General features: G+C 56.3%; 15 protein-coding genes. 4 read left to right on the top strand and 11 right to left on the bottom strand.

Going from position 1 to position 17044, the window contains the following annotated elements; translation table 11 throughout:
• Window positions 1–425 precede the first annotated feature (425 nt).
• Window positions 426–1232 (top strand): class I SAM-dependent methyltransferase, encoded by an 807-nt coding sequence (locus MO767_RS18265; protein ID WP_282481640.1) that lies wholly within the window; start codon window positions 426–428, stop codon window positions 1230–1232.
• Window positions 1233–1501: 269 nt separating this feature from the next.
• Here MO767_RS18265 and MO767_RS18260 read toward each other — a convergent pair whose 3' ends face one another.
• The 8 genes from MO767_RS18260 to MO767_RS18225 all read right to left on the bottom strand — a co-directional run bounded on the left by MO767_RS18260 (window position 1502) and on the right by MO767_RS18225 (window position 10945).
• Window positions 1502–2023 (bottom strand): hypothetical protein, encoded by a 522-nt coding sequence (locus MO767_RS18260; protein ID WP_282481639.1) that lies wholly within the window; start codon window positions 2021–2023, stop codon window positions 1502–1504.
• Between the two features lie 307 nt (window positions 2024–2330).
• Complete coding sequence (locus tag MO767_RS18255) at window positions 2331–4952, bottom strand: phage/plasmid primase, P4 family (RefSeq protein WP_282481638.1); 2622 nt, start codon at window positions 4950–4952, stop codon at window positions 2331–2333.
• Entirely contained in the window at window positions 4949–5467 is a 519-nt protein-coding gene (locus MO767_RS18250) for a hypothetical protein (RefSeq protein WP_282481637.1), read from the bottom strand. Before MO767_RS18250 ends, MO767_RS18255 begins: the two co-directional genes overlap by 4 nt.
• Window positions 5452–5637, bottom strand: a complete 186-nt coding sequence (locus tag MO767_RS18245; protein ID WP_282481636.1) for a helix-turn-helix domain-containing protein — start codon at window positions 5635–5637, stop codon at window positions 5452–5454. Before MO767_RS18245 ends, MO767_RS18250 begins: the two co-directional genes overlap by 16 nt.
• Window positions 5638–5811: 174 nt before the next feature.
• The gene (locus MO767_RS18240) at window positions 5812–6222 is read right to left on the bottom strand and encodes a hypothetical protein (RefSeq protein ID WP_282481635.1); all 411 of its coding nucleotides are present in this window, start codon (window positions 6220–6222) and stop codon (window positions 5812–5814) included.
• A gap of 116 nt (window positions 6223–6338) precedes the next feature.
• On the bottom strand, window positions 6339–6641 hold the full coding sequence (locus MO767_RS18235) for a hypothetical protein (RefSeq protein WP_282481634.1): 303 nt from the start codon (window positions 6639–6641) through the stop codon (window positions 6339–6341).
• Between the two features lie 1028 nt (window positions 6642–7669).
• Window positions 7670–8869 (bottom strand): tyrosine-type recombinase/integrase, encoded by a 1200-nt coding sequence (locus MO767_RS18230; RefSeq protein ID WP_282481633.1) that lies wholly within the window; start codon window positions 8867–8869, stop codon window positions 7670–7672.
• A 558-nt stretch (window positions 8870–9427) separates the two neighbouring features.
• A complete protein-coding gene (locus tag MO767_RS18225) occupies window positions 9428–10945 on the bottom strand; it encodes a nucleobase:cation symporter-2 family protein (protein WP_282481632.1) in 1518 nt (505 codons plus the stop codon).
• Between the two features lie 201 nt (window positions 10946–11146).
• On the opposite strand from MO767_RS18225, the gene MO767_RS18220 reads away from it, so the two are divergent.
• From MO767_RS18220 to MO767_RS18210, 3 genes are all read left to right on the top strand, one after another.
• Window positions 11147–11593: a hypothetical protein gene (locus MO767_RS18220; RefSeq protein WP_282481631.1), complete on the top strand. Its 447-nt coding sequence runs from the start codon at window positions 11147–11149 to the stop codon at window positions 11591–11593.
• Entirely contained in the window at window positions 11590–12042 is a 453-nt protein-coding gene (locus MO767_RS18215) for a hypothetical protein (RefSeq protein ID WP_282481630.1), read from the top strand. Before MO767_RS18220 ends, MO767_RS18215 begins: the two co-directional genes overlap by 4 nt.
• A 130-nt stretch (window positions 12043–12172) precedes the next feature.
• Window positions 12173–12652: a hypothetical protein gene (locus MO767_RS18210; RefSeq protein WP_282481629.1), complete on the top strand. Its 480-nt coding sequence runs from the start codon at window positions 12173–12175 to the stop codon at window positions 12650–12652.
• A gap of 21 nt (window positions 12653–12673) precedes the next feature.
• Here MO767_RS18210 and MO767_RS18205 read toward each other — a convergent pair whose 3' ends face one another.
• The 3 genes from MO767_RS18205 to MO767_RS18195 all read right to left on the bottom strand — a co-directional run bounded on the left by MO767_RS18205 (window position 12674) and on the right by MO767_RS18195 (window position 16993).
• Window positions 12674–13501, bottom strand: coding sequence for an arylamine N-acetyltransferase (locus tag MO767_RS18205; protein WP_282481628.1), 828 nt, complete (start codon window positions 13499–13501; stop codon window positions 12674–12676).
• Window positions 13502–13611: 110 nt separating this feature from the next.
• Complete coding sequence (locus tag MO767_RS18200) at window positions 13612–14406, bottom strand: exodeoxyribonuclease III (protein ID WP_282481627.1); 795 nt, start codon at window positions 14404–14406, stop codon at window positions 13612–13614.
• A 16-nt stretch (window positions 14407–14422) separates the two neighbouring features.
• Window positions 14423–16993 carry an EAL domain-containing protein gene (locus MO767_RS18195; RefSeq protein WP_282481626.1) on the bottom strand — a complete coding sequence of 857 codons (2571 nt, stop codon included), beginning with the start codon at window positions 16991–16993 and terminating at the stop codon, window positions 14423–14425.
• Window positions 16994–17044: the final 51 nt, after the last annotated feature.

Raw genomic sequence — 17044 nt, 5'->3', positions numbered from 1 at the left:
GACGTTCAAGTACCGCCGAATCTGTAGAGCTCATGGTGAATGGCTGTTATGGGTCGACTTTTGTCTGTCGCGACCGGCGATACCCGACCCATAGCGGACGGTGCATGGAGCAATGGCAAATGAGTAGCTATGCTCGTTTGATGCCTCAATGGATCGAGCAGAATGGGTGTGTAGCACTTCGGCGGTCCACTCGACTGTCACAGTGTCTGGCCTCATCAGGGGTAGATGAGAGGACAAGGTATGTAATTCACACATACAGTTAGCCCACTGAAAGGGACGGCTTAGCAATGTCGACAACAATCGAATCTACTGTTTTGCCACACTGTTCAATTTGCCAGGGCGGTATGCGGCATTTATTTAAAACGAACGATTACCGGCGTCCGAATCACTCAGCGATTTATGCTGTCGTATGGTGCATGCGTTGCATGTATGGAAAAATCGCTGCCGAATTTGTTCCAGAGCAAGTCGCTCGGTTCTACGATATTGAGTATTACACTCATGGCGCTCCTAATACTTCAACGAGCCCGCACAGCTTTTTAGAACGTGTCCGAAACCATGCCGCCTGGCGATTCGACAAGGGCTGTGGCTTTTCACCCGCAGAGGTCGGTCGGTCAGGGCGATTGCTTGATATAGGCTGTGGAAGCGGAAGCAATATGTCGAAACTGAAAGCTGCGGGATTTAACGTCGTTGGAGTAGAACCAGATCCCAATGCTCGCCATGTAGCCGCTCAGTTTGGTGCCGTTTATTCAGGGACAGCTGAGGCGCCACCTGTAGAGGTTGGCGGCGAATACGATTACGTCCTTTTGTCACACGTCCTTGAACACACCATTTCGCCCACAAAGGCGCTGGAGCGTGCTCACGGTTTACTGTCCAAAGGAGGTAAGTTAATTGTTGAAGTTCCAAATTGTGAAGCTGCCGGGTTCAAAGAATTTGGACCCGCTTGGCCGTGGGCGGATGTCCCTAGGCATCTACATTTTTTTTCGCAGAATTCGCTCACGAAATTTCTTGAGGCGGCCGGATTTCAAATATCAACAGTGCTTTGGACTGGATTTACGCGACAATTTAGTTCGTCGTGGATACATGACATGGACGCTATCCATAAGGCGGTCCAGAATCCAGAATATTCAAGCTCGTGGTTGAAGAGACAAAGCTGGGGCCTTTTATTGCGAACCGCTATCGCGTCTTCGAACTACAAATACGATTCGGTTCGAATACATGCTTTAAAGGTTTGATGATCTCTGGATCGGAGACAGTAAATAATCTCATAGGGAGTGTGCCTACGCAGCGGGCTAATAAGCCAATCAACAGGACTCCCAGCATGCTTACTCTGGCGTGATTGGACACTGACTAAAATTGGATAATGTCCGCTTTTGGCCGATTTCTGCCTGTCGCCAACGTCAGCTGTGGGTTGTTTTTTGCCTGTCGCGAAGGACGGCAACCAGCCCAGCGTGTGTAAAACGCTGATGGCCACATCGTCTTGGATCATTGAAGTTCGTTGCTGTCAGCTGCGCTCGATCACAATGGTGTGGTCCTGCTCGCCATTATCCAGACCCCAGGCCAAGCGCTCGGCTCGTTGTTTGATAGCGAGCGTCTGGGCCACTCGCCAGGCCAGCCGAGCTCCGTTATCACTCCTGGATCGAACCGCCTCGCTTAGTAGGCCGTCCACGACTTTAAGCTGATTTCGGTGCGCCACGAGCAACTGAGCACGATCATCGGCAGCTATATCCTCCCGTGCCTCTGCCATGGCAGCTGGGCGATCCTCAGCCGGCACCTGGGCGGCCTCCAACTCCGCTGCAGCCTTTGTCATGCGGTCGGCGATCCCATGGGCTCGCTCGGTCAACTTCGGCCCGCCAGCCTTCTTCCAACCGCCATCAGCAGCGCTCCAGCGCTTCATCGTGCGTTCACTGCAATCGACTTGGGCCGCTATCTCTGCCAGTGTCATTGGTGTCGTTACGTAAAGAGTCCGTGCGGCCTCGCGGCGGATCTGGATTGGCTGGGTTGGGTCAGACGTTTCGGCGGTCATGGCTACGGCCTCGCGGGCCTATGGTGGGTGTCCAACGATCGTAGCGTCACGCCAGGGAACGCTGGCACCTTGTCACCCGAAAAACTTCTGTGGAGGGGGCCGCTGGTGTCCATATGGCTGGCATCAGCGCGAAAATTGTCTCCCCACCTGGGCTGCGGGTTTCACTTGCCTCAAGCTCAAAAGTGACGCTAGTGACGCTTCCCGCCCTGTTTTGACAAACTTTTACAAGGAGCCCTCTCTAGGAAGACTTTTCCAAAACAGCCCAACTTGCGTCACTTGCGTCACTTGCGCGCTGACATCGCGTTGCTTACAGGGGAGAGGAAAGCATCAGCCCCCTGTAGACGTTCCCTTTATTGGTGTGTCGAGCCTTGAAGCCGCGCTCCCCTAGCTGACGGCCGAACGCCTGCCGACTGGACGGCCTCAGATTGCAGTCCGACATCCATTCTCGATAAGCGTCGAACAGTTCCTGGCTGGTGCACTCGTGAACCGGGCCTTCAGTAGTGGATTCAGCGAGGAATTCACCGAGGATATCCTGCTCAGCCGCATACTGTTTGCTCGCGTCGTTCATAACCTTGGGCAGGGAGCTCAAACCCTCGCGCTGCCAATCCAAGCAACCCTCCATAGCCCACGCTAGGATGTGCGGCAACTCGGCGGCAAGCTTCTCTGGCAGTGCTGTGTCCTTTTCCTCGTCGCTGAACTTACGCTGAAAAGGCAATAGACGAACTCGACGCCAGATGGCGTGGTCGGTACCGCTGATCCGCGGCCGATAGTTGCCGGCGATGAACAGTTTACCAACCGGTTCAAACGAGAAGGTGTCACGGTAGAGGTGGCGTGCGTTCTGCGTGTCGCCACCAGTCCAACCCTTCAAAAACTCCTCGTCGAAGACGGATCCGGCAGATGTTTCACTGGAAAGCAGAAGGCGAGCACCTGCTAAGGCGGCAACATCCGGACTTGCGTCACTCGCGCCGCGCCTCTGCTCCATCAGAGTCGTCGAAGCTACTGTCCTGGAATACTCCCCAGACAGCTGCTGCAAGGTTTTAATCAACACGCTTTTGCCGTTAGAGCCGCTGCCATGAGCAAAAACAAATATTTGCTCGTTATAGCGCCCTGTCAGGGTGTAGCCGATATAGCGTTTAACCCATGCGATCAGAGCGATATCTCCCATGAAGATCTCGTCGACGAACTTCTTCCAGCCAACTGCCTTGCTGGAGTCGCCTATTTCATTGGGGCCAAGGGAGCGTGTGACATAGTCCTCGCGCCGCGCCTCCCGACATAAGCCTGTCCCCATGTCGAGCACCTTTCGCGCACGATCGAGCCCGACAAGCATCGGATCGCCGTCGATCGTGGAGAGCTGCAGGCGCAGCGCAGTGACGTCCTCAAGAAGCGTTGCCGCATTCTTGATAGTCCTTGCTTTTTGAGACTCGCGAGCCCATCGGAGGAAAAACTGGGCTTGTTCCATCTGGCCTGATCCTTCGTCATAGATGACCCTCGCAAGATCACACACCATTCCACGCAGCCTAGAGCCGTCCATGTCCCACAACCAATTTTCGCCTGACCAGTGCAGCCAGGCTTTCAGTTCTGGAACGAAGCGGATATTGCTGCCATGCGTCGCTACTACGCGGTAGCAATTGCCGACCTCTGTCAGTGGGAACGTGCCAGTAACGCCGTCGCGGGCATCTGCACCAATCGGCATTGCGCTCGCTTTCTGCAATGGATGGCTTGGTAAACCTTGCTGCCCAGTACCGCGTACTGCGACTTCGCCTCTATCAACCGACAACGCAACCTCGTCGATGTAGTCAGGCATCACCATGTCATCAGCAACCGACTCGCGCGCCTCCGCGAAAGGTACGCCACGCTCATCCTGAGAAACGTCGCCGTTCCTAATTATCTCTTCGAAGATCTCACTGACCGCCTTAGCCCCCATCCATATCACCGCATCGTTGAAGTCGGTCGGCCCCGACCATTTGCCATCAGCATCCTGCTTGCCATCGGCATAGGCGAACGGCGGCAGTGCAACAAGTCCAGCGACAGACTTGGCCGCCGCTTTGGCATGCGTTAGCCCTGGGTTGGCGACGGGCGCAGTGGTCCACTGATCGTTATCAGCGGCAAACAGGATAATCGCGTCAGGCTTGCTTTCGCGGATCGCTTCACCGACAGCCAGCAGGTTGCTGGTGTCAAACGCCACCAGGACCAAATGATTGGTCACTTCATGGATGCTGGCACCAGTAGCGTAGCCTTCGCAGATGATGAACACCGGCCGGCCTTCGAACTTCTGCGGCTTGCCAATCGCGTGGAACAGCCCGCGCTTAGCGCCGTCCTTTAGATAGTCCTTGTCGCGCGCGCCTTCGCCTTTGCCCAGGATCTTGCCGGGGAAAATGCCCTGCAGGCTGTGCACCGCGCGCGTCTTGTCGCACAGCGGTACATACAGCGCCTTTTGGGTCAGGGGCCAGACTTCGCCAGTGTCTTTATTGATCATTTCCCACACGCCCATGCGCAGGCCGTGGGCTTTGACGCCCTTGCGAACCAGGTACGGGTGATTGTCTGGGGCTGGCTGTGCTGCGTTCCAGAGTGTCTGGGCGCGCTGAGCTGCATCAGCGTGGCGCTTGTTGGCAGCAGCGGCCTGTTCAGCCTTGCGGCGTGCCCAGTCTTCGCGCTGCGCTTTCAGGTCGGCAGCGGACATCGGTTTCGTGTCGTAGTCGGCACGCCATGAGAATTTACGTTCGCCAAACCGCTTTAAACAGCCGAACTGGCCGGCAGGGCGCTTATCCAGATGAAGAACACCCCAAGCATTTTTGCTGCCGGCTTTGTCGCCAATCGCGTGGTAGCGATGCAGCTTGCCGTCAGCGATGATCTCGTCATCGACGTCAATGCCTTCCGCCTGCATGGATTTCATGAAGTCTTCAATAGCAGTGGCAGCATTAATACTCATATGGACGCCGCCTTGCGAGTGCCGCGACGTGCGTAGAGGCCGACCACATCCAAAAGGTGCATGAGCGTGCTGATCGGAAATGCGCGCCCTGTTACCGTGCAGATCCACACTACTGGCAGACCAGTGTCCAAGCCATCGGAGCGCTTGTCCCTGAGCGCCTTTGTCAGGCCGTATGATGACCCGGCGACTTGAAGGTAATGTCTATCGGAACCAAGAACATCGCAAAGCGCCAGCTTCTGGCCGCCGAAAAATTTGATAACATCACGTAGGAGTTCGCTGTCGGTGCAGCCGAATTCTTCGGGTTCGCGGCGCACACCATCAAGGTTCTGAGCGGTGCAAAAATAATTAATGGTGCTAACGATTGGGGCTAAAATGGCTTGCGCATGTGCATCGACATTGTCACTATGTGCGTCTCGTTTTTGCAGTTTTTTCACTTCGGATGTCTTCGTGGTGGATAGTAAAGAACCCGGCCGGCCAGCCGGGTTTTTTTTGCCTGAAATTATTGTTGGGCGCATTTCGAGCGCTCCTTCAGATATTTTTCCAGCGTTTCCTTTTCCCAGCCCAATGTGCGAGCTGTCAGCTTGATCGGTTTCATGAAGCTACCGGCGGCGACCATGCGCTCTAGCGTTCTTCGAGATACGCCAAGCATCGTGGCGACCTCCTCGGTACGAATAAATTGGTTCATTGCGGATCCTCATGCGGGCTCAATGTCGATTCATCAGCTGTCGCATTTTGTCCGTCACGACGTTCTGCGATGTTGCAATTCAGGCGAGGAACCACCCTGGGAATAACGCCGAGTATTCGGAAAATCCATTTGTTCGTGCTCAAGGTTGGCGCCTTATCGTTCGGTGGTTACTGTTCACTCGTCACCGCAAATTCGCTGATCGGGTTTGGTCGCCCGGATAGACATCGGCGCACGACGCCTTAAAAGCGTTTTTTTTGTGCCCTCCTTATGGCAGATCGTGCGCGGGAGGGCTTCGACCCTGCGTCGCGATGTACTGACAGCACCAGGTCGAACGGGCACCGGATCGATCAGACGATCCATGTAGTGTTTGCCGTTGATGCTGATAGCAAGCAGCACACCATCCCCCGCGCGGTGCTCGACAGCTCCGGTAGCGCGCAGGAAGGTGTAGGTTTCGTTGTGGCAGTCCAGCATTTCGCCCAGCGTGCGGCTGCTGATGACGATGATGCGGCTGCGAAAGACTGCGGAGTGCGAGGGACCGACTTCGCGGGGTTCAAAGCGGAATGGAATGATTTGAGCGGTTTGCATGATAGTCACCATTTGTCTGTTGGGCTAACGCTGTTGCGACCAAGCAATAAAGGCGGCGAGCCGTACGCTGCTTGGTCAACCGGGGACACAGGAACCCGGCTGGGCCGCCAAGGCATTCAGAGTTCGATCCTGAAATGCGCAAGAACGCCAACAGGTTGCAGTTCGTATTGCCGGCCAGCCACGATACGGCCTGTCTCGCGCTCGGTGATCCGGATCCCGCCCATGTTATTTGGCCCAGTGCCAAGACCATCGGCCGATCGCTCCAGCATGCAGCCATACTTTGTAGCTACGTCCACAGCCCGATTCAGAAGCTCAGGCGCCCAGTCTGCATTTTCCTGTTCGGTCAGCAGGCGGTCGTACTCGTCCCAGTCTCCACGAGCTCCCGCATCCACGATCTGTTGGAGTTTGTCGTCGCTCATTTGTCACTCCCGTACAGCGCCAATTTTAGAACGACCTGCGGAGTCAAGATCGTTTGTGCATCCAGGGTGGTGGTGACATTATCACGATGTAGATTGATCAAATTTGATGTGCTCATCTGAATTTCTCATCAGGTGCTGAAGTTAGTAAAAGCTCCTGCCAGGTAGTGCTGCCAGGCTTTTTTGTTTAATGGTTTTTTGAACAGAGTATGCTCGCCCTTTTAGCCATACTTCGGTTATCGAAGGCAAAAAAAATTTCCGCTTAATCAAATACGAGCAATGAGCATCTGACCTTTTAGATCGATTGATCATAAATGATCAATGGCGCCACTGATGGACTAAGATTAATCATCAGAAGTTTGCAAGCTGAGGCTCAACTATCCACGGTTAGTTAAGATGAAGGCGTCGCACTCAGAAACGCTCCAACGCACCCGTCGACCAATGCGAATCGGTGCAGGAAAGGCTTCGACCTTGCTCAAACGCCACCAGGTGGTAGCGCTGACCTGATACCGACCATGGAAAAAAGCAGCGGGACGCCACTCTTCAATTAGTTGTGTTTTCATAAAAGCCCTCTGAGTGACCGAACATCGACGTAAGACAAGAACTGAAGTTAGATAAAACTCCTGCAGGTGCCTTGTGACGTATTCTGTCAGTCACCTTAATCTTTAGTCAAGCACACTACTCGGAGACTACACGCCGTCTTCAACGCACACTTAACCAATGAAAACAGCGATGACTTTTTCGATTGATCAAATATGATCAATGAAAAATCTAAAAAGGCTCACCACAGTGTTGGACCCAACAAAAGTCCAAAAAGGAAACTTTCACACAACCTAAAAACTGCCAGATCAAGATGTATGCGGGCTGTAGGCATACTTAGTAGTTCGGACATGATTTTTTTGAGCATACCTAGCCGCCTCATGAAGGCTAGTTCATGACCAAATCCTTAGAGAGTTCCCGATCACACCAGTCGCCCCATAAAAAAATCCGCTTGATCATATTTGATCAAGCGGACTTCGTAAGAACGGTAGTTATTTTTTTTCAGAAGCCTTGTCTGTGACCAGAATTTTCGAAAGTGCCCGCTCAAACTGTTCAACTGCTCGACGTTTCTCAGGTAGGTAACCTTCTGGGTTATTTCTATAATGTGCCGCTACCACCCCGCTCACACCATGCGACTGAAGCAGATCGCTTAGCCGATCCTCAACACCATTCCGCTGCATAATTTGACTACAGGTCCGGCGTAAATCGCGTGGTCCAAATCTCTCAACTTGCTTGTCATCCAGCTTGCCGTGCTCAGTATCCAACCAAGCTGAAATGGCATGGACTGGGCTACTCACGTTAATTGGAGACCGGCCAGTGGTCGTCCAAGGCCATTTGTGCTTGCCAGTTATTTCTCTAACCTCGGCCAAAATAGCAAGAGCTCGCTCGGTCAACGGGACCAGGTGCACGCGCCGTACCCCTCCCCTCCCTTTTGCGTCGATTAAGCGAAGGGTTCGAGCCTCGAAGTCGTAGCTCTCCCACGGTTCTCGCGTCACTTGATCGACGCGCTGCCCGCCCAGCGCGATGATGAACTGGAAGAGTCGAGCCATGACCGGCCCAACTGTCGATATCTCGGTGATGGTTCCCCAGAAATGTTGCAACTCCTGATCTGTCAGCGTACGAGTACCTGGTGTGGGTACGTACTCCTTGGGTAGGAGAGCAACCGGATTAGACGTCAGTCCGAAAGTTTTGGCGCTTGCGCGAGCGAGCGAATGCTCCGCTTTCAGACCGAAGGCAAATGCCGCATGAAGCCAAGCACGCTGCTTATCTGCAAGCCCTTTTGCACCACGATCCCATGCCTTTCTCAATATTTCCAGCACATGCCCGGGAAGAACATCACGCGCTTTCAGTCCAGATATTGAGGCGCTACGCTCCTGCAGATCGACTTCCAAAAATCGCTCGAACTTCGCCAACTGATCTGCAGATACTTTATCGCGGCGATCCTCAATGTAATCTGCAAAAAGATCCGCTAGTGAGGCCCGAGCAGCCTCGGCATCGGCGCGCTTTTGTTCTGTTATTTTGCTCTGGCGAAGGTGCTCCTCGTAGCGGTCTATATCACCATGCTGGCGGACCTCACCCGATACTCTCGCGACTTCCTCCCGCCAGTAAGCAATGCCTAAATCTCGCCCGCCGACCCCAATATCGAAAAGACCTCCAAGCTTGATTCGCCGTTGAGTGCCCCCAATCCGCATGCCAGGTAGACCTCGACCGCTTCCGCGCTCCTACGCTCTAACAGCAGGCTTCCTGCACCTTTAGGTCCAGCTGGCTCAGAAAGTGTTTTCGCTACGACTTCCTGACCCTGCTTCCTGATCACGCCCGTCTTACGCCAGCCGCGCAGTGCTGTATCGCTGTAACCCATGGCACCATCCATTGTTGAGCAGTTGATAATTGCTCAACACTTTGCTCAACGAATGGATGAAAGTCCAGCGGACATTTTGATATTTCAAGAGCTTACAAGCCTTGCAAGCCCTTTAAAAACAGGGACATTGAATTACCCAGAACGGTCATGAAATATCAGAACAAGTCTCTGTTAATCACTGGGTCCCTGGTTCGAGTCCAGGTCGTGGAGCCAGACAGCAATATCGAAAAGCCCCTGAATCGAAAGGTTCAGGGGCTTTTTTGTGGCCAAAAGATCGCAGCCTCGTTTCACTCGACAGCTCCTACAGAGAATTGCGTTCCACTGTAGGAGCTGTCGAGTGAAACGAGGCTGCGATTTTTTGATCTACCAGCCTTTTAAGCGAATACAACTGTCAGACATGCTCACTGCTTTTGGCATGAGCCGCTCGATGCTCGCTCGACTCATGGCCCGCCTCCACCACTGGAATCTCATTCCCGTCGCAGTCACGCAGTTTGCCTTCGCTGAAATAATCCCCTTCGCGCAACGCTGCCAGATCCTGATAACGCAGAACGCGCTCGGTACCGGCCGCGAACACCGACTGCTGATCGGAGTTACCGGCAGTGAGGTGGTTGAAGGTCAGGTTCAGCACGATGGCCATGATCGCCGAGGAGCTGATGCCCGAGTGGAAGATCGTGGCGAACCAGCTTGGGAAGTGGTCGTAGAAATTCGGCGCAGCGATGGGGATCATGCCGAAGCCGATGGAGGTGGCGACGATGATCAGGTTGACGTTGTTGCGGTAGTCGACCTTGGACAGCGTACGAATGCCGCTGGCCGCCACGGTGCCGAACAGCACGATACCGGCGCCGCCGAGGACAGAAGTCGGTACAGCGGCGATGACGCGCCCCATAAACGGCAGCAAACCGAGGATTACCAGAAACAAACCGCCGGTAGCCACCACGAAGCGGCTCTTGATCCCGGTCACTGCCACCAGCCCGACGTTCTGGGCGAAGGCACTTTGGGTGAAGGAGCCGAAGATCGGCGCGATCATGCTCGACAGCATGTCGGCGCGCAGGCCGTTGCCCAGTCGTTTGGAATCGACCTTGGTGCCGATGATTTCACCCACCGCCAGAATGTCAGCCGAGGTTTCCACCAGGGTCACCATGACCACAATGCACATCGACAGGATCGCGGCGAAGTGGAAGGTCGGCATGCCAAAGTGGAACGGCGTCGGGAAGCCAAACATCGGGCCTTGAGCGACGGACGAGAAATCCGCCATGCCAAGGAACACCGCGATCACCGTGCCGATAACCATGGCCAACAGGATCGACAAACGAGAGATGGTCGCGCTGCCAATCTTGCTCAACAGCAAAACCAGCACCAGCGTCACCGCCGCCAGACCGATGTTCGCCATGCTGCCGAAGTCCGGGGCATGGCTGTTGCCGCCCATGGCCCAGCGTGCAGCCACTGGCATCAGCGTCAGGCCGATGGTGGTGATCACAATGCCCGTGACCAGCGGCGGGAAAAACTTGGTGATTCGCGAGAACACCGGCGTGATCAGCAGGCCGATCAACGACGCGGCAATCACCGCCCCGAGAATCGATTGAAACCCGCCCTCCCCGCCACTGCTGACAATCGCCACCATCGTCGCGACACCAGAGAACGACACGCCCTGTACCAGCGGCAATTGGCAGCCGAAAAACGGTAAGCCCAGGGTTTGCAGCAAAGTCGCCAGCCCCCCTGCAAACAATGAAGCAGCAATCAACAAACCGATGTCCGCCGGTGAGAGCCCGGCCGCCTGGCCGATGATCAAAGGCACCGCGACGATGCCGCCGTACATGGTCAGAACGTGTTGCAGGCCGTAAGCCATATTCGCGCCGATCCCGAGATTTTCGTCCTCAGGCCGTTGGTGTGAAACATGGGGCGTTTTCATGGTTGGGGGGTTCCCTGGTTTTTGTTATGCGCACACTGTATGCAAGACTCAGGACAAATGTCTATAGAGTTGTATACAACTCATCAGTCAGATGATGGACACATGGCCATTTCATACCAAGAGACTTGCGCCGCTCCTTCCCTGATAAACTCTGCCGCTCCGCAGCTCTGGCGGACAATTACGGACATGGAAGCCGCCTCCTTGAATGACCGCTCAGCACTCGAACACCTTGCCCAGATTCTGCCCCTGACCTTTGGCGCGTTTTGCACCGTGGTCGCCGTGCAAGCCCTGGCCATTGCCGTGCCCTATGCCATGGGTTCCTCTGACCTTGAAGTTGGCCTCTGGGTTGGTGTCGGCGTCTTCATGCTTTTTTTGGTCGGTGGCGTATTGTTCGGCGTGGTGCCCCTGCTCGTGGGCTTCACGCCGCTGTACGCCTGGCTCAGCGCCAAGGGCTATGCCAACTGGGCGACTGGCGTGTTGGCTGGTGTGGCGATCGCCGGGCTGGTCTGTCTTCACCCGAAATGGCGGCTGCTGTGGTCGTTCTGGCTGATCGATGGCGCGGCAGTCGGGCTGATCACCCACTGGGCGTGGTGCCGGGTCCAGAAGATCCAAAGTGCCGCAACATCCCGGACCCTCTCACGACCATGAACACCCTGGAGCGATTTGCCCTGTGGCGGCCTGAAGACCCCGACGACCCGGGCCCCGACACATCACCGGTGATCATTGACGGCCACCGCTCAGCGCTGGTCATTTCTGGTCGCACGCTGCTGCGCCAATATGAAACCGCTTCCGGCTACCTGTTGGTGAGCGACTTCGACTGCCCCTTTGAAGAAGCCGTGTGCTTTTCGCTGATCAGTAAAGACCTTCAAAGCGTATTGAGCGAACACGTCGTCGGGTGCCTGTACAGCTCGTACTATCTGGAGGAGCTGGTATGGCTGGACGAGTCGCACTTTTTCGCGACCTTCGCGGGCCTGGCCGATTATCGGTTTTACTTCACGGTTCGCCGGTTCGGCATCCCCTGGATGTACCCGAGATTGGGAATGGCGTGCAGGCGATTTCATCCCAAGAGCGGAACGTGGCGGCGGGATATTCGTTAAAACGCGAGACTGCGAGACTCTTAGTCGGCAGCTCCTTGAAGCCAAAACCTCCCGGCAACATGACGCAAGGCAAGACGTGCACTACCTTGATAGAGGTACGCTCGCACTGAGACCACGATAGGAAATCGACATGAGCAAGGCTGACCAACTCGCCGCGAAACTGAAGCAAACCCAGCAGTCCAGCGCCGACGCGACACTCTGCGCCGATCAGCAGATAGACGGCTGGCCTGCGCAGGTTTACGAGCTGTACCACCTCATCGAAACCTGGCTGGCGCCGCTCAGCGAAGCCGGGCTGAACATCCGGCGAGTGCCTACGCACGTCTTCGAGCGTCATCCTGACGGTGCGACCTACGACTACGCCATCGACCAGTTACTGATTGAAGGCAATCACCACAGCATCAGCTTCGACCCCATCGCTCGTTTCACTGAGGATGGTGCCGGGCGGGTCGAGATCCGCTCCCTGGGAAAGGCACTGTTGCGAACCGTGAGCGAACACGGCGAGACACAGTGGTGGCTGCAGGCGATCGATCAATCCGGGCAACAACCGGATGCGATCGCCATGACCGAAGACACTCTGCTTTCGGTGGTGCAGGAGGGGCTGCAGCTGTGAGGTTCAGGGGCGAAATGTGGCTCAGGGTTGTTGAATCAGCCCTTCAATAACCCGGCGCAACGCCGCCTCCCGCGGCACCCGAATACCGAACTCACTGCGCAACAAACCCATCAATTCATCCACATCGGTCACCTGCCGCCGCTCAGTCTCACTGCCGATCCGATGAATCGCATAACTGCCGTTGTTCAGCGTGCGGCGCCACCCTTCGCCGGTGCGCGCCACCATCAGTTGCCTGGCAAACGACGATTCGGGGTGGGTCGAGACATACCAGTTGCCAACGGCGTAATCAATGTCTTCCTGGCGCTGCAAATCGAAAATGTACATAGCCCGCCATTCGCCGGCGACGTTGGCGCGCAGGGTGTAGCCATCCTCGTGCTGTTCGATGCGATAGGGTTCGTGGGGCGTAAGCTGTTCGGCCGGGGTATCGAGCATCAGCGGTGCGGTGGGCACCATGCCGCCGAAGCCGACGTCGGTGATGTAGCGCACGCCGTCCAGGGTTACCAGGCTCAAGCGGTGTGTACGGGCGGTCCATGCGCCTTCGGGCTGGCCCATGACCACTCGGCCGGAGATGCCGCGAACTTCAAAGCCCAGCGCCTGGAGCAAGGCCAGGAACAGGTTGTTGAGTTCGTAGCAGTAACCACCACGGCCATCGTGCAGGACCTTTTGCTCGATTGACGGCAGGTCGATGAGCACCGGCTGGCCCGACAACGTGCTGAGGTTTTCGAACGGGAAGGCGCCGGTGTGGCGCAGTTGAAGTTGGCGCAGGGTCTCCAGGGTCGGCGCCGGAGGCGCGTTGAAGCCCAGGCGCTGCAGGTACAACGCAAGATTGCTCAGGTGTGGCTCGCTCATTGCTCAGTCCTTTTGCATGGGGCCGGATTTCTCCGCCGATGGGCGCCATGTATAAGGGAAAAAGCGGTTTAACTGACAATTGATTTAGCCAATCGGGGCACACGTAAAGATCAACGCCGCTTGCGCGAACTCAACCGAATCCACGTCGGCGCATGATCACTCGCGTGGGGCTCGTTGCGAACCCAGGCATCGACTCCGGCCTCCTGCAGATAAAGACTCAGCGCCGGGTTAAGCAACAGATGATCGATTCGCAGCCCGGAGTTTTTCTGCCAGTGCTGGCGAAAATAATCCCAGAAGGTATAGAGCCGATCCTCCGGATACAGATGGCGCAAGGAGTCGGTCCAGCCTTGGGCCAGCAGGCGCTGATAACACTCGCGGCTTTCAGGTTGCAGCAATGCATCCTTCAGCCAGGATCGCGGGTTGTAGATGTCCAGGTCGGTGGGCACCACGTTGTAGTCACCGGCCAGGACCACGGGATGCTCACTGGCCTGAAGCGTCTGCGCGTAGTGGATCAGTCGTTCGAACCACGCCAGCTTGTAATCGAACTTCGGCCCCGGCTGCGGGTTGCCGTTGGGCAGGTACAGACAGCCCACCAGAATCCCGTGCACGGCGGCCTCCAGATACCGGCTATGGGTGTCGCTGTCATCACCCGGCAGGCCTCGGCGACTCTCCAGCGGCTGAGCATCCCGCGCCAGAATCGCCACGCCGTTCCACGAAGACTGACCTTGCCAGATCGCGCCATAGCCAGCGGCCTCAAGCTCGGCGGCGGGGAAAGCACTGTCGACCGACTTGAGCTCCTGCAAACACGCGATGTCCGGCTGCTCTCGCTCAAGCCAGGCCAGCAAGTTGGGCAGTCGAGCGCGCATGCCGTTGACGTTGAATGTCGCGATTTTCAGGTTCTTCATGTTCCAACGCTCGCCCCTACACTGGGAACTCGTCATGCGACGCCTTGAGCAATGGCAGTAGCGCCTGCTTTTCCATAGGCCGACTCAAGTAGAAACCCTGCACCTCATTGCACTGGTCCGAGACCAGGAAATCCAGTTGCTCCAGGGTCTCGACGCCCTCTGCCGTCACGGTCAAGCCCATGGCTTTGCCCAGGTTGATGATCGCCTGTACCACGGCGCGGTCATTGCCGCCGCCGCTCATGGACGAGATGAAACGCTTGTCGATCTTGATCCCGTCGAACGGGTACGTGCGCAAGTAACCCAGGGACGAATAGCCGGTACCGAAATCGTCCATGTTCAACCGCACGCCCAGTTCCTTGAGCGCATTCATGGTCGCCAACGCGCCATCCACATCGATGAGCATCACGTTTTCGGTGATTTCCAGCTCCAGGCGACTGGCCGGTAATCGGGTCTGGATCAATGCCTCCCTGACGTCTTCCACCACATCACTGCGGGCAAATTGAACAGGCGACAAATTGACCGACACCATCAACGCACCGGGCCAGGTCAGGGCCGTTTCACAGGCTTCGCGCAACACCCAGCGCCCCAAAGGCACAATCAGGTCAGTCTGCTCGGCCAAAGGGATAAACTCGTCGGGGCTCAGCAGCCCCTGTTCCGGATGCTGCCAGCGCAGCAACGCTTCCACCGAAACCACCTGCTTCCCGCCCATGTTGTAGCGCGGCTGGTAATGGATCACGAACTCGTTGTTATTGATCGCCCGGCGCAGGTCGTTTTCCAATTGTCGGCGGTGCTGGATCTGATCGTTCATGTGCGGCGCAAAGTAGCACCAGGTCTTCTTGCCGTCGGATTTAGCTTGATACAGCGCAATGTCGGCACACCGGATCAGCTCATTGGGAATGTGCCCCTGACGCCGACTCAAGGCGACACCGATGCTCGCCCCGATGTGCAGCGTGTGATGTTCGTAATGAATCGGCTTTTGCAGGCTCTCGAGCAAACGCTCGCAGAACCGGTCGATTTCGGCGTGGCTGTCCATGCCGTTGAGCACCAGCACAAACTCATCACCACCGATCCGGGCGACCAGATCAATGTCCCGCGTGCACTCGCGCAATCGAGTGGCCACTTCCAGCAGCACGGCGTCGCCGGCCGGGTGGCCGAGGGAATCGTTGATCGGCTTGAAGTTATCCAGATCGATCATCAACAGCGCCAGCGCTGCCGAATGCTCTTTCTGCGCCAGGGCCTCGTCGAGGAAACGCGCCAGTTTGTTGCGATTCGGCAGCCCCGTCAGGGCATCGTGCAACGAAAGATGCTGGATCTGGGCATGGGCGGCGACTTCATCGGTGATGTCGCTGGCCGTTCCGCGATAACCCAGCACCGCACCCTTGCGATGGATCGGTCGTGCCGAAACCCGGCAAATACGCTGTTGTCCCGACTGATCGCGATAGGAGCAGCGCAAATGGCTGACAGGCAGTTCTTCATTGAGCTTATGCAGCCACAGCGACAAGGGGATCGTATCGCAATTGAGCAGTTGCCCGATGTCCTGCCCGATCCATTGCTGATCGGAAAAACCGGTGACGGTGGCGAAACGTCCTGACAGATAAGAGATGCAATGTTTGTCGTCGATTTCCCAGATCCAGTCGGAAGCGGCCTCAGCCACGGCACGAAAACGCTCTTCACTGGCCTCCAGCGCCTGGTTCGATAAATCGAGACTGGTGTAGCTGGCATCCACGTGCCCGGACGTGCGTAAGACATACCGGAAAAAATAAGCCGTTAACAACGCCAGCACCAACAGCGCACCGCCCAATGGCGGCAGCAGCGACCAGAGTAACTGGTGACCCGGTTGCTCAAGTCGGGAAACCAGGCTGTAGCCGGTGTCCGCCAGTGCCACGGCTGGCTTGTCGGGCGAGATAGCGTTATCAGGCGCCAGGTTCAAATCATGCAAACCGTAATCGGCGCTCAGGGCGCTGAGCTTGTCAGGGCTTAATTGGTCAACGAACACCAGCACCGAGGTGCTTTGCGGATCGACCGCCGGCCTTTCGTCATTGGGGACAATCGCGGCAGCCGTCAACAATGCCGGTTTGCCCTCGAACAGCGTGAACTGGCTGACGGGATCAATGAGGCTTTTCTGACTCCGGACTGCCTCTATCAGCGTCGCCATCGATGCCGAAAGATAGGTGGTCGCAGCCTCCTGCACCTGAAGCCCGCGCACCACTGCGTATTTGGTTTGCTGATAATCGACCACGAAGACGCCATCGTAGTGATCGATGCTGAACAAGGTTTTGCCCAGGTTCTGCTCGATGTAGGCCCATTGCACATCGACCTGGCCGTTCAAATGGTCGTAGGCGGTCGTCCAGTTTGCATAACTGGCGACGTAGCTTTTCGAGGCGGTGATGCGGTTTTCCAGCGCACGCTGGGTGTAGAAAGTGGTCTTGGCCAGCTCCTGGGCGTCCAGCCTCCAGGCAATGTTGAACAAGGCCAACAGGGCGATCAGCACACCCAGAACAAACAGCAAGCCGACGACAAACACCAGGTTACGGGTTATCGGCGTATGACGGGGAGCGGTGACGGTAGTAACGGCAGTCATATCCATACACTTTCCTGTCAATCGTTTGCCTGATCGGGATGCGACGCTCGCGATGCT

It is taken from the genome of Pseudomonas sp. UYIF39, from assembly GCF_029963765.1.
Taxonomy (GTDB): Bacteria; Pseudomonadota; Gammaproteobacteria; order Pseudomonadales; family Pseudomonadaceae; genus Aquipseudomonas.
Note: the sequence above shows the minus strand (reverse complement) of the source record. Positions and strands in the feature narration are given on the sequence as shown.

Coding starts and splice junctions, on each gene's coding strand:
- MO767_RS18265 (WP_282481640.1), top strand. CDS start 426: ATGTATGGAAAAATCGCTGCCGAATTTGTTCCAGAGCAAGTCGCTCGG.
- MO767_RS18250 (WP_282481637.1), bottom strand. CDS start 5,467: ATGCGCCCAACAATAATTTCAGGCAAAAAAAACCCGGCTGGCCGGCCG.
- MO767_RS18235 (WP_282481634.1), bottom strand. CDS start 6,641: ATGAGCGACGACAAACTCCAACAGATCGTGGATGCGGGAGCTCGTGGA.
- MO767_RS18210 (WP_282481629.1), top strand. CDS start 12,173: ATGAGCAAGGCTGACCAACTCGCCGCGAAACTGAAGCAAACCCAGCAG.
- MO767_RS18205 (WP_282481628.1), bottom strand. CDS start 13,501: ATGAGCGAGCCACACCTGAGCAATCTTGCGTTGTACCTGCAGCGCCTG.
- MO767_RS18230 (WP_282481633.1), bottom strand. CDS start 8,869: ATGCGGATTGGGGGCACTCAACGGCGAATCAAGCTTGGAGGTCTTTTC.
- MO767_RS18195 (WP_282481626.1), bottom strand. CDS start 16,993: ATGGATATGACTGCCGTTACTACCGTCACCGCTCCCCGTCATACGCCG.
- MO767_RS18260 (WP_282481639.1), bottom strand. CDS start 2,023: ATGACCGCCGAAACGTCTGACCCAACCCAGCCAATCCAGATCCGCCGC.
- MO767_RS18255 (WP_282481638.1), bottom strand. CDS start 4,952: ATGAGTATTAATGCTGCCACTGCTATTGAAGACTTCATGAAATCCATG.
- MO767_RS18215 (WP_282481630.1), top strand. CDS start 11,590: ATGAACACCCTGGAGCGATTTGCCCTGTGGCGGCCTGAAGACCCCGAC.
- MO767_RS18225 (WP_282481632.1), bottom strand. CDS start 10,945: ATGAAAACGCCCCATGTTTCACACCAACGGCCTGAGGACGAAAATCTC.
- MO767_RS18240 (WP_282481635.1), bottom strand. CDS start 6,222: ATGCAAACCGCTCAAATCATTCCATTCCGCTTTGAACCCCGCGAAGTC.
- MO767_RS18245 (WP_282481636.1), bottom strand. CDS start 5,637: ATGAACCAATTTATTCGTACCGAGGAGGTCGCCACGATGCTTGGCGTA.
- MO767_RS18200 (WP_282481627.1), bottom strand. CDS start 14,406: ATGAAGAACCTGAAAATCGCGACATTCAACGTCAACGGCATGCGCGCT.